General features: G+C 71.4%; 12 protein-coding genes and 1 pseudogene. 11 read left to right on the top strand and 2 right to left on the bottom strand.

Annotation, left to right across the window (positions count from 1 at the left end):
- Positions 1-12: 12 nt before the first annotated feature.
- The gene (locus tag AB0N14_RS12760; protein ID WP_366025677.1) at positions 13-858 is read right to left on the bottom strand and encodes an NAD(P)H-binding protein; all 846 of its coding nucleotides are present in this window, start codon (positions 856-858) and stop codon (positions 13-15) included.
- Positions 859-962: 104 nt separating this feature from the next.
- On the opposite strand from AB0N14_RS12760, the gene AB0N14_RS12755 reads away from it, so the two are divergent.
- The 7 genes and pseudogenes from AB0N14_RS12755 (at position 963) to AB0N14_RS12725 (ending at position 8553) form a co-directional block, all read left to right on the top strand.
- Positions 963-1355, top strand: a complete 393-nt coding sequence (locus AB0N14_RS12755; protein WP_366025675.1) for a helix-turn-helix domain-containing protein — start codon at positions 963-965, stop codon at positions 1353-1355.
- A gap of 9 nt (positions 1356-1364) precedes the next feature.
- A pseudogene (locus AB0N14_RS12750) lies at positions 1365-1544 on the top strand (hypothetical protein); the annotation flags it as partial.
- A gap of 162 nt (positions 1545-1706) precedes the next feature.
- The gene (locus AB0N14_RS12745) at positions 1707-4037 is read left to right on the top strand and encodes a GH92 family glycosyl hydrolase (RefSeq protein ID WP_366025673.1); all 2331 of its coding nucleotides are present in this window, start codon (positions 1707-1709) and stop codon (positions 4035-4037) included.
- 144 nt (positions 4038-4181) lie between these two features.
- A complete protein-coding gene (locus AB0N14_RS12740) occupies positions 4182-5543 on the top strand; it encodes a wax ester/triacylglycerol synthase family O-acyltransferase (RefSeq protein ID WP_366025672.1) in 1362 nt (453 codons plus the stop codon).
- A 328-nt stretch (positions 5544-5871) separates the two neighbouring features.
- Positions 5872-7347 (top strand): SDR family NAD(P)-dependent oxidoreductase, encoded by a 1476-nt coding sequence (locus AB0N14_RS12735; protein WP_366025671.1) that lies wholly within the window; start codon positions 5872-5874, stop codon positions 7345-7347.
- 99 nt (positions 7348-7446) lie between these two features.
- Positions 7447-7680, top strand: coding sequence for a hypothetical protein (locus tag AB0N14_RS12730; RefSeq protein WP_366025670.1), 234 nt, complete (start codon positions 7447-7449; stop codon positions 7678-7680).
- A 171-nt stretch (positions 7681-7851) separates the two neighbouring features.
- Complete coding sequence (locus AB0N14_RS12725; protein WP_366025669.1) at positions 7852-8553, top strand: nucleotidyltransferase domain-containing protein; 702 nt, start codon at positions 7852-7854, stop codon at positions 8551-8553.
- 125 nt (positions 8554-8678) lie between these two features.
- On the opposite strand, the gene AB0N14_RS12720 is transcribed toward AB0N14_RS12725, so the two are convergent.
- The gene (locus AB0N14_RS12720) at positions 8679-9164 is read right to left on the bottom strand and encodes a hypothetical protein (protein WP_366025668.1); all 486 of its coding nucleotides are present in this window, start codon (positions 9162-9164) and stop codon (positions 8679-8681) included.
- 481 nt (positions 9165-9645) lie between these two features.
- Here AB0N14_RS12720 and AB0N14_RS12715 point away from each other — a divergent pair, with 481 nt between their 5' ends.
- The 4 genes from AB0N14_RS12715 to AB0N14_RS12700 form a co-directional block, all read left to right on the top strand.
- Entirely contained in the window at positions 9646-9822 is a 177-nt protein-coding gene (locus AB0N14_RS12715) for a hypothetical protein (RefSeq protein WP_366025667.1), read from the top strand.
- A 53-nt stretch (positions 9823-9875) separates the two neighbouring features.
- On the top strand, positions 9876-10358 hold the full coding sequence (locus tag AB0N14_RS12710; RefSeq protein ID WP_366025666.1) for a GNAT family N-acetyltransferase: 483 nt from the start codon (positions 9876-9878) through the stop codon (positions 10356-10358).
- A 106-nt stretch (positions 10359-10464) separates the two neighbouring features.
- Entirely contained in the window at positions 10465-11349 is an 885-nt protein-coding gene (locus tag AB0N14_RS12705; protein WP_366025665.1) for an SDR family oxidoreductase, read from the top strand.
- A 43-nt stretch (positions 11350-11392) separates the two neighbouring features.
- A partial coding sequence (locus AB0N14_RS12700) for an FAD-dependent oxidoreductase (RefSeq protein WP_366025664.1) occupies positions 11393-11820 on the top strand: 428 nt, incomplete at its 3' end.

Below are 11820 nucleotides of genomic sequence, written 5' to 3'. Positions count from 1 at the left end.
CCGGCTCGTACGTCAGCGGAAGGCGGCGACATTCTCCCGGGCCCAGTCGGCGAAGGCGCGGGGCGGGCGGCCGAGGACGCGTTCGACGTCGGGGCTGGCGCGTTGTTCCGCGGGGGTCGGCTCGCCCAGGATGGTCAGCGTGGTCTCGACCACCGGCTCGGGCATGAACCGCACCATCTCGGCGCGCGCCTCGTCGCGGGTCTGCTCGGTGAACCGTACGGGTTCGCCGAGCGCGTCGCCGATCGCCTCCGCCCGTTGCCGGGGCGTAGTGAGCAACGGCCCGGTCAATTCGTAGACGCGGCCGTGGTGACCGTCCGCGCGCAGCGCCGCCGCGGCGACCTCGGCGATGTCGCCCGGGTCGACGGTGGGCAGTCCGACGTCTCCGAACGGTGCCGCGACGGCCCGTCGGGTACGGACCGGCTCGGCCCAGGCATACGCGTTGGAGTGGAAGCCGCCGGGTCGCAGGATCGTCCACTCCAGGCCCGACTCGCGTACGGCGTCCTCGATGGCGCGCGCGACGCCCCCGTGCGAGCCCGACTCCGGCCGGGTCGCGACCCCTTGGGACGAGAGCAGCACCACTCGTTCGACACCGCCGGCCTTGGCGACGTCCAGGATGTCCCGCGGGCTCAGCAGGTGCGCACTGGGGCCGCCGTTCTGCAGGAAGAGCGCATCGGCGCCGTCGAACACGGGCCGGAGGCTCTCGGGGTCGGTCAGGTCCGCCGTCCGCCGCCGGACGCCCTCCGGCATGTCGGCCTCCGAGATCCCACGCGACGTCGCGGTCACCCGCTCGCCGGCGGTCACCAGGATCTGCACGAGCGCCCGCCCGACGTTGCCGGTCGCCCCCGTCACTACGAACATGGTCAACTCCCTGTTTCCTCAGGACGGTTGTTGAGACACAGGGACGCTAACACCGCCGGTATAGTAGGTACCTACAGGAAAGTGGCTATCCCGGAGGAGTGCGCATGGCCGGTGAAGGGACCTGGGCGGCGTCGGCCGCGACCGACCCCGAACTCGCCTGTCCCATCGCCCCGGTCGTCGGCATCGTGTTCAGCCGCTGGACGACCCCGATCCTGTGGACCCTCCACACCCACGGCCGTCAGCGCTTCGTCGAACTTCAGCGGCGCATCGACAGGATCACACCCAAGGTGCTGACCCAGCGGCTGAGGCAACTGGAGCGCGACGGGCTGATCGTGCGCACGTACCACCCGGAGGTCCCACCACGGGTCGAGTACGAGATCAGCGAACTCGGCCGCAGCCTCGCCCCGCTCTTCGCGCACCTCGCGGAATGGTCCGCCGAGCACCTGGACGAGGTCGAACGGGCCCGGAACGACTACGACACCGGCCCGGCCCGGTAGCACCGCCGGGCGGCACGGGCGGGTGAACAGCCGCCGTTCGGGAAGAACCTCGGCCGGCACATCCTCGTTCCCCATCCCGTGGAGTCGCAGCTCTCCGGCATCGAGCGGCACGAGGACCGTATGGGGTACCGCCGCACCTTCAGCGTGCCCGCAGGCCGGCGGATCGGCTCGGGCAGGCGGCTCCAGCTCACCTGCGACTCGGGGGTGTCGACCGCGGTCCGCTCACCCACTCCCGCCGGGTTCTCGCTGATCCGCGACGCGTCCCGGAACAACCACACGGCTTGCCCGGGAAACTGACGCCCCGCCACCACCATGTGCTCGACGACATCAATCCTCCGGAGGTCTTCCGAGATGAGACGCACCCGGCGCCTGCGCCTCGCCGCCGCGAGCACGGTGGTGGCCTCGACACTGTGCCTCCCGCCCGGCGCACATGCCGCCGAGCCGCGCGACGGCGGGCTCACCGGCCTGGTCAACCCCTTCATCGGCACGCAGGACGAGGGCAACACCTTCCCCGGCGCCGCCGTGCCCTTCGGCATGGTGCAGTTCTCCCCGGACACCGGGCACAACACCGGCTACGACCACACCCAGAACCGGATCCGCGGCTTCTCCCTCGTGCACCTCTCCGGCGTCGGCTGCGCCATCGGAGGAGACCTGCCGGTCCTGCCGACGACGGGTGACGTGACCGAGACGGACTACGCCAAGTATGCGGCCACGTTCAGCCACGCGAACGAGCAGGCGAGCCCCGGCTACTACCGGGTCGGCCTCGACAGCGGCATCGAGGCCGAACTGACGGCGTCCCAGCGCACCGCCGTGCAGCGCTACGTCTTCCCGGCCACCGGCAAGGCGAACGTGCTGCTCAACGCGGGCCAGGCGCTGCACAAGAACGTGTCCTCCAAGGTGGAGATCCTCGACGACCGCACCGTGCGCACCGAGATCACGGGCAGCGGCTTCTGCCGCTCCACCCGGCCGTACACGGTCTACACGGTCACCCGTTTCAACCGGCCGTTCACCGCGCACGGGACCTGGTACCAGGACTCGATCACCCCGGGGGCGACGAAGTCGGCGGGGCCCGGGCGCAACGGCGCCTACGTCACGTTCGACACCACCGAGAACCGCACCGTCGAGGCGACCACCGCGCTGTCGTACGTCGACGCACACGGCGCCGACGTCAACCTCGCTACCACGTACGGCCGTTCGTTCGACACCGTGCGGGAGGCCGCCCGCCGTGCCTGGGAGGACCGTCTCGACGACATCCGGGTCCAGGGCGGTGGTGCCACCCTGCGCACCACCTTCTACTCCTCGCTGTACCGGTCGTTCCTCGCGCCGAACATCGGCAGCGACGCCGACGGCCGCTACACCGGCTGGGACCAGAAGGTCCACCGCGCGCAGGGCTTCACGTACTTCCAGAACTGGTCGCTGTGGGACACCTACCGCACCCAGTCCCAGTTGCTGTCCCTGCTCGCGCCGCGCGAGGCGCGCGACATGGCCGTCTCCCTGCTGAAGGTCGACGAGCAGGGTGGCTGGCTGCCCAAGTGGGGCTACGGCCCGGTCGAGACGAACGCCATGAGCGGCGACCCCGTCACCCCGTACCTGACCCACGCCCATCATCAGGGGCTGCTCAAGGGGTACGAGGAGCGGGCGTACCGCGCGCTGAAGAAGAACGCCGACGGCCTGCCGTCCGCCGACACCATGTACACGGGCCGTGAGGCGAACCGCGAGTACATCGCACGCGGCTTCGCGCCCTACATCAAGGGCCGCCCCTACACCAAGCCCGGCGACTCCGACTACCACCACGGCGGGTCGGTGACGCTGGAGTACGCGCTCGCCGACGCCATGCTCGCCCAGATGGCACGCGACCTGGGACACCACGCTGACGCCGCCCGCTACGCCGCCCGGTCGCGGAACTACCGCACCCTCTTCGACCCCTCGACCGGCTTCTTCCGCGCCCGGGACGCCTCCGGGGCCTTCGCCGGACCGGCCGACCCGGCCAAGAGCAAGGGCTTCCACGAGGGCACCGCCTGGCAGTACCAGTGGCTCGTGCCGCAGGACCTGCCCGGCATGGTCGGCCTCATCGGCGGCCGGCAGGCGGCCAATGACCGGCTCGACGCCTTCTTCGCCTACGACGAGCTGCTCAAGGACCCGGAGAGGACCGCACGTGAGGTGTGGGTGCACGGAGCGTACGCCTACTACGACGCGGCCACGTACAACCCGCAGAACGAGCCGGACCTGATCGCCCCCTACACGTACCTGTCGACCGGTCAGCCGTGGAAGACCACGGACGTGGTGCACGCCGCGCTGACCCTCTTCACCAACGGCCCGACCGGGATGACCGGCAACGACGACCTCGGCACGATGTCCGCCTGGAACGTGCTGTCGTCCATCGGCCTCTTCCCCGTGCAGCCCGGCTATCCCACCTGGGGTCTGACCACCCCGGTGTTCGACCGCGCCGACCTGCTGCTCGACCGGGCGTACTACCCGCGCGGCAGGCTGACCGTCATCGCACCCGGCACGTCACAGAGCGACCGGTACGTCCAGAACGTGCGCATCGACGGAACGGCGTACGAACGCACGTACGTCACGACGGACGCGCTGCGCCGTCTGGGCACGCTGGAGTTCACGGTCGGCGCGCGGCCGTCCGGGTGGGGCACGGCACCGCAGGCCGCGCCGCCCCCGCTGAAATGACCTCTTCCGCCACATCAGTCCCGCCACTCTCGGCGAGGCGGGACTTAATCCGCTGTTAACTGTACGTAGCCTGATCGTACTTGACCGTAATCGCCTGTCGGAGGTTGACTCGTGCTTCCCTCATCGTCGACGCGAGGCAAGCCATTGACTTCTGACCTGCTCGCACCACTCGACCTGGCGTTCTGGAACATCGAGTCCGCCCGGCACCCCATGCACCTCGGTGCCCTCGGCGTGTTCTCCTGCCACTCGCCGACCGCGGGCGCCCACGCCGCGGATCTGCTGGCGGCCCGCGCCGCCGCGGTCCCGGGACTGCGCATGCGGATCCGCGACGTCTGGCTGCCGGACGTACGCCTGCCGCGCGACCTCGCCGCCGCGCGCCTTCCGCTCGCCCTGGGCGGCGCCACCCGGGAACCCGACCCCGACTTCGACCCCCTGCGCCATGTGCGGCTGCACGCGCCCACCGCCGACTTCCACGCCGAGGCCGGGCGGCTCATGGAGCGCGCGCTGGTACGCGGCCGGCCGCCGTGGGAGGCGCATGTGCTGCCGGGGGAGGACGGCACCTCCTTCGCCGTGCTCTTCAAGTTCCACCACGCGCTCGCCGACGGGCTGCGCGCGCTGACCCTCGCGGCCGCCGTCATGGACCCGATGGACATGCCCGAGCCCCGGCCGCGCCCGCCGGAGCCCGCCCGGGGCCTCCTGCCCGACGTGCGCAAGCTCCCGGGGCTGCTGCGCGGCACGCTCACCGACGTGGGGCGCGCCCTCGACATCGGCGCCTCCGTCGCCCTGTCCACCCTCGGCATGCGCTCCTCGTCCGCGCTCACCTCCGAGCCCAGCGGGACCCGCCGTACGGCCGGTGTCGCCATCGACCTCGACGATGTGCACCGGGTGCGCAAGTCGGCGGGCGGCACCGTCAACGACGTACTGATCGCGGTCGTCGCGGGCGCCCTGCGACGCTGGCTGGACGAGCGCGGCGACGGCAGCGCGGGTGTCGAGCCGCGGGCGCTCATCCCGGTGTCCAAGCGCCGGCCGCGCACCGCGCACCCACAGGGCAACCGGCTCTCCGGCTACCTGATACGGCTTCCGGTCGGTGATCCGGACCCGCTGGAGCGGCTGCGGACGGTCCGCACGGCCATGGACCGCAACAAGGACGCCGGGCCCAACCGGGGCGCGGGCGCCGTAGCGCTGCTCGCCGACCATGTGCCGGCGCTGGGGCATCGACTCGGCGGGCCGCTGGTCAGCCAGGCCGCGCGGCTCTGGTTCGACATCCTGGTCACCAGCGTGCCGCTGCCCAGCCTCGGCCTGAGGCTCGGCGGCAACCCGCTCGCCGAGGTCTACCCACTCGCCCCCCTGGCCCGCGGCCAGTCCCTGGCGGTGGCGATCTCCACGTACCGCGGCCGCGTCCACTACGGGCTCGTCGCGGACGGCCGGGCGGTACCGGACCTGGAACGCCTGGCCCGTGCGGTCCCGGACGAGGTCGAGACACTGCTGGCGGCCTGCCGCATCTGAACGGGGACGCACGTGTTGTCCCGGCATCCCGAGTGGTGCCGGGGCACGCGTCACCCGCGGTGGTGAGCGGCCCGTCCTTCGGCGGGGTTTTCCCAGCTCCGCCGCCCCCGCCCCCGCCCCGTCCCCGGGGGCCGCGCCCCCAGATCCCCGCCGTCGGGGCTACGGCCTCGTCGTCGACTTCCCCAAGCTCTTCGAGCAGGGGCGACGCCCAGAAGGGCTGAAGTGATCACCGCGGGTTTGGTGACCCGCCCCGCCGCTCCGTAAAATCCCCCGTTCGAAAGCGAGCGCGGTCGGAGCGCTGCGCGGGAGAGCGAGGAACGGCAGCGCGATGACGGTGACAGAGGACGGCCCGGCGGCCATGGACGAGGTGGCGTACGGGCCCGGCATCGACCCGGAGCGGCTCGCCGTCTGCATCAGCGTGCTCGAGGAGCTGGACAAGCTCGACGTCGACCACCCCGACGCGATCAAGGTGCGCCGCGCCACCTCGCACATCTACCGCACGGTCAAGCAGCGCCGCCGCCAGGAGCGCCGCGCCGGCAAGACCGCCCACGACAAGGCGGTCACCGAGGCCACCGCCACCGGCTCCGCGCAGCGCATCGACGACGAGACCGAGGGCATCCTGCCGTCTTCGGCCACCGAGGCCGGCCGGATCGCGGGGATACTCCAGCGCCCCCGCTCCTGCTACGTCTGCAAGACCCGCTACGTCGAGGTCGACTACTTCTACCACCAGCTCTGCCAGAAGTGCGCCGCCGAGAACCGGGCCCGCCGCGAGGCCCGGGCCGACCTCACCGGCAAGCGCGCCCTGCTCACCGGTGGCCGCGCCAAGATCGGGATGTACATCGCGCTGCGCCTGCTGCGTGACGGCGCCCACACCACGATCACCACGCGCTTCCCGAACGACGCGATCCGCCGCTTCAAGGCCCAGCCCGACAGCGACGAGTGGATCCACCGGCTGAAGATCGTCGGCATCGACCTGCGCGACCCGGCCCAGGTGGTGGCGCTCGCCGACTCGGTCGCCGCCGAGGGGCCGCTGGACGTCCTGATCAACAACGCGGCGCAGACCGTACGCCGCTCCCCGCAGGCCTACAGCGAACTGGTGGCAGCCGAGTCCGCCCCGCTCCCGGCGGGCGAGCTGCCGGCCGCCGAGGTCATCGGCACGTTCGGCTCCGGGGCCGTGGCCGCGCTGCCCGTGGCCGGCGGCGGCGCGCTGACCGCGCAGGACGTCACCGACCTCGCGCTGGTCTCCGGCTCTGCGTCCCTGGAACGCATCGCGGCCGGTACGGCCATCGACGCGGGCGGCCTCGTCCCCGACCTGCACGACACCAACAGCTGGGTGCAGACGGTCGAGGAGGTCACGCCCATCGAGTTGCTCGAGGTCCAGCTGTGCAACTCGACGGCGCCCTTCATCCTGATCAGCCGCCTGCGCCCGGCGATGGCGGCGTCGCAGGCCCGCCGCACCTACATCGTGAACGTCTCCGCCATGGAGGGCGTCTTCAGCCGCGGCTACAAGGGCGCCGGCCACCCGCACACCAACATGGCCAAGGCCGCCCTGAACATGCTCACCCGTACCAGCGCCCAGGAGATGTTCGAGAAGGACCGCATCCTGATGACCGCCGTCGACACCGGGTGGATCACCGACGAGCGCCCGCATCCGGACAAGGTGCGCCTGGCGGACGAGGGCTTCCACGCGCCGCTCGACCTCGTCGACGGCGCGGCCCGGGTATACGATCCGATTGTGCGCGGCGAACAGGGCGAGGACCTGTACGGCGTCTTCCTGAAGGACTACGCGCCGGGGAAGTGGTGAGCCCGGAAGCAGCCCGAAGGCGGTGACGCGGCGCCCTTGACGCGTCATCCGGCGCCGGCCGGGAACTCGTCCTCGACGAGCACCGCGCAAGGAGGTCCCATGTCCACTCCACATGAGATCGATCCCCGCGCCGCCGGAGATCCCCGCAACGTCTACCCGAGCGACGAACAGTTCTACATGTCCGATCGTCCGGCGGACTGCGTCCTGCCGGAGGACCGGCCGCGCGGCGGCGGCCCCACCGAGCCGGTGAAGCATCGCAGCTCCTGGGCCACCGCCATGATGATCGTCGGCATCATCCTGCTGATCCTGTTCGGGATCGCGCTGTTTCCCTGAGCGACTGCCGGTCCCCTACGGCGTACGCCCCGGAGGCTGAGGCCCCGGGGCGTACGTGCGAAAACCCTTCGCCGTGGCGCCGCCCCGGCGGTTAACGTCCCGCCATGACCTCAAGTCCCCACTGACTGTGGCCGTCCCGGTGCAGCGTGAGAACCAAGGAAGGCGGCGACCGTGTCCGTCCCCAACGTCCTGCTGTCCGGCATCGTCGGGTCCACCGCGTACGGGCTCGCCCACGAGGGCTCCGACGTGGACCGGCTCGGCCTGTTCGCGGCGGCCACGGAGCGGCTGCACGGACTGCACCCGCCCAAGGAGTCCCACGTCTCCACCGCACCGGACCGCACCCTGCACGAGGCCGCGAAGTGGTGCCGGCTCGCGCTCGGTGGCAATCCGACCGCGACGGAACTGGCCTGGCTCCCGGACGAGTTGTACGAGGTGCGCACCGCGCTCGGCGACGAGCTGATCGGCCTTCGGACGTCCTTCCTGTGCGCCAAGCGCGTCCGTGACGCCTACCTCGGCTACGCCACCCAGCAGTTCCGCCGTCTGGAGTCCCGGGGGGACGGCTCCTTCTCCGCCGACACCCGCAGGCGCACCGTCAAACACGCCCGCCACCTCAAGCGGCTCTGCCACCAGGGCCTGGAGCTGTACAGCACCGGGCGCCTGACCCTCCGCGTGGAGAACCCGCAGGAGTACCACGAGTTCGGCGAGCGCGTGGCCACCGACCCGACGGCCGCGCTGCCCCTGCTGCGGTTCTACGAGAACGCCTTCGGCGAGGCACGCGCCGCGCTGCCGGAACGGCCCGAAGAGACGGCCGTCGAGGCATGGCTGCGCCGTGTCCGCGCCCACTTCTACGCGCCCGGTGCGCGGGCCGCTTGACGCCCTGCGCCCGGCCGGCCGCGATCGCCACGAGCGCACGGCGTGGCGCTCGTGCCGGACGGGAGCCGATCGCGAGAAGGGTCAGGGCGGCGCACGGGCGGCGCGCCCCCGGCAGCGTGTCGCGTTCAGTCCACGGTCTCCAGCCGGGCGTGCCGTGCCGCCACGAGCTCCAGCACGGTCCGCCAGTCCTCCAGGACCCCCGCGTCCAGGCCGGCCACCTCGGCCGCCTCGTCCGCCTGCCGCAGGCTGACGGCGTCGCCGGCCAGCGGGTCGCTCTCGAACGCGGCGGCCTCCGCGGGCGTGAGCGGCCCGCCGTGCTTCTGCAGGCGTACGAGACGGGAGACCCGTTCGCCGAGCAGCGGCCGGACCGCGTCGGCCGCGAGGGCGGCGTGCCCGGCGCCGTCGCCCCGCCCCAGCAGCAGGCCGATGCCGTGCACCAGCCCGGCGACCTGGAGTTCCTTGTCCGCGGGGTGACTTCGGCGCAGCAGGGCGGCGGTCCGCAGGGCGTGTTCGTGTACGTCGACCGGCCGTCCGCCGCCGCCGGGGGTGTCCCGCGCGCCCCGGCAGGCGTGCAGCAGGCCCATCAGCTCCTCGACGCTGCGCAGCTCCATGCGTCAGTCCTCCCGCGAGAAAAGCCGTTGCCGGTCATCAGCAGATCAGGGTGAGCTTGCGTACCGGCCAACGGGACCTGAACTGAGCACCGTGCGCGCCGGTCCGTACACCTGCCGTACCGGTGAGCAGTTCGAGGAGGGGACCGAACGGGTGGCCGTGAACCATGCTCAACGCCGTCAAAGCGGCGAAAAGTGCGACCGTTGGATGCCGTACGACTCAAGACAGTTACACGGTTGTTTCAGCCCCATCGAGCGGGAGCCCGCTCATTTGGTTAACCTGAGGTGCACGGACAGCCATTGGGGTCCTACCCACACCCACGGTCCGTCCCGGGACAGGCCGGTCACCACGGCCTGCTCTCGCACGAGTTGCCGGCGCCACCGCGTCCGACCTTTCTGACTCATACCCGACCGGACGTCGAGGGCACAGCGGCACACTGGACCGGAACGTCCTGAGGGTTACCCGACACATAAGGAGTGCGCGGTGACACCGGAGAAGACGCATCACGAACAGCGCCCCAAGGAACGCATGGAGCGCGGGGGCCGTCGTACCGAGAAGAAGCTCGGCAGCTTGGACGTGTGGGCCCGTTCCGCCCCCATCCGGCTGGCCGGCTACGAGGACGACCTCGCCGAGCCGCACATCCTGCCGAGTGTGGACTGACCCGTCGGACCCGTCGTGATCGATGACGGCATGGGCGTGCCAGAGTCACGCCCATGCTGATCAGAGCAGCCGCGGCCGGCGACTGGCCGCACATCTGGCCGTTCTGGCGCCGGATCGTCGCCGCCGGGGAGACCTACACCTGGGACCCGGACACCTCCGAGGAGGCGGCCCGCGCCCTGTGGATGGCGCCGGCCAAACACGTCTACGTCGCCGAGGACGACACCGGAGCAGTCGTCGGCTCGGCCTACGTGACGCCCAACTACGGCGGCCCCGCGGCCGGTATCGCCAACGCCGGCTTCATGGTGGACCCCGACCACGCGGGACAGGGCATCGGCCGCGCGCTCGCCGAGTACATCCTGGCCGCGGCCAAGGCCCAGGGTTACCGGGGCATGGTCTTCAACGCGGTCGTCGAGACCAACCCCGCGGTGGCGCTGTGGACGTCCCTCGGTTTCGCGATCGTGGGCACCATTCCGGACGCGTACGACCACCCCCGGTTCGGAAGTGTGGGGCTGCACGTCATGTACCGGGCGCTGTAGGGACGACTCCCAATCGAACAGACGTCCGCGAGTTATGTGTTCGATGGGTCTGGTTCGATGCGTCCGTGCACGTGTCGATCCCGTTCGGTGGGGGACTCGACGCAGCGTGAACGACAACGCACCTCAGCACCCCGGACAGCAGCATCCGCAGCCGGAGTTCCCCCAACAGGACCAGCCGCACCCGGGCTGGACCGGCCCGATGGACCCGCCGCCGGACCACGGGGAGGAGTCGTACCGCGGCAGCGGGCTCCTCACGGACCGGAAGGCCGTCATCACCGGCGGCGACTCCGGGATCGGACGCGCCGTCGCACTCGCCTACGCGCGAGAGGGCGCAGACGTCCTGTTCACTCATCTGGAGCAGGAGAGCGGCGAGGCCCGTGAGACGGCGCGTCTGGTCGAGGACGCGGGCCGCAAGGCGGTCCCGGTGTCCTGCGACATCCGTGACGAGGAGCAGTGCGACCGGCTGATCGAACGGGCGCTCTCCGAGTTCGGGCGCATCGACGTCCTGGTCAACAACGCCGCGTACCAGATGGCCCAGTCCGACGGCATCCAGGCCATCACCACCGAGCAGTTCGACCGGGTGATGCGGACCAACCTGTACGGGATGTTCTGGCTGTGCAAGAAGGCGCTGCCGCACATCCCGCCCGGCGGATCGATCATCAACACCACGTCCGTCCAGGCGTACAAGCCCAGTCCGCACCTGCTCGACTACGCCACGACCAAGGGCGCCATCGTCACCTTCACGCAGGGCCTGGCGCAGATGGTCGCCTCCGACGGCATCCGGGTGAACGCGGTGGCCCCGGGGCCCGTGTGGACCCCGCTGATCCCGGCCACGCTCCCGGACACCACCAACTTCGGCAAGCAGGCACCTTTGGGCAGGCCCGCCCAGCCGGCCGAGATCGCTCCCGCGTACGTCTTCCTCGCCTCGCAGCACGCGAGCTACATCACCGCCGAGATCGTCAACGCCACGGGCGGCACGCCGCTGCCCTGACCGGCCGCGCTTCGACGGCCCGCCCCGGGGAACTCGGTGCGCCATGAGTGACCACACCGGCACGCAGACGTCGTACTGGATCGAAACGGCACCCGGAGTTCCCCGGCCGGCCCTCACCGAGGACATCACCGTCGACGTGGCCGTCGTCGGGGGCGGGGTGGCGGGCCTGAGCACGGCCTGGGAGGTGGCGCGCGGCGGCCGCAGCGTCGCCGTGCTGGAGGCCGGACGCCTCGCCGAGGGCGTCACCGGGTACACGACTGCCAAGCTCTCCGCGCTGCACTCCCTCGTCTACCAGCGACTGCGCCGCACCCGGGGCGCCGACGGCGCGCGGCTGTACGGCCGTTCCCAGCTGGAGGCGATCGGCCGCGCCGCCGAGCTGGTGGACGAACTCGGCATCGACTGCGACTGGGAGACCGCACCGGCGTTCACCTACGCGACGGACCACGACCGTGTGTCCGAGCTGCGCGCCGA

The organism is Streptomyces sp. NPDC051104, from assembly GCF_040682835.1.
Taxonomy (GTDB): domain Bacteria; phylum Actinomycetota; class Actinomycetes; order Streptomycetales; family Streptomycetaceae; genus Streptomyces; species Streptomyces cynarae.
The sequence above is the reverse complement of the archived record's forward strand: the minus strand, read 5'-3'. Positions and strand labels throughout refer to the sequence as shown.

Excerpts from the sequence above, each read along its gene's own strand:
- AB0N14_RS12720 (WP_366025668.1), bottom strand. The coding sequence starts at position 9,164 with ATGGAGCTGCGCAGCGTCGAGGAGCTGATGGGCCTGCTGCACGCCTGC.
- AB0N14_RS12735 (WP_366025671.1), top strand. The coding sequence starts at position 5,872 with ATGACGGTGACAGAGGACGGCCCGGCGGCCATGGACGAGGTGGCGTAC.
- AB0N14_RS12745 (WP_366025673.1), top strand. The coding sequence starts at position 1,707 with ATGAGACGCACCCGGCGCCTGCGCCTCGCCGCCGCGAGCACGGTGGTG.
- AB0N14_RS12730 (WP_366025670.1), top strand. The coding sequence starts at position 7,447 with ATGTCCACTCCACATGAGATCGATCCCCGCGCCGCCGGAGATCCCCGC.
- AB0N14_RS12760 (WP_366025677.1), bottom strand. The coding sequence starts at position 858 with ATGTTCGTAGTGACGGGGGCGACCGGCAACGTCGGGCGGGCGCTCGTG.
- AB0N14_RS12710 (WP_366025666.1), top strand. The coding sequence starts at position 9,876 with ATGCTGATCAGAGCAGCCGCGGCCGGCGACTGGCCGCACATCTGGCCG.
- AB0N14_RS12755 (WP_366025675.1), top strand. The coding sequence starts at position 963 with ATGGCCGGTGAAGGGACCTGGGCGGCGTCGGCCGCGACCGACCCCGAA.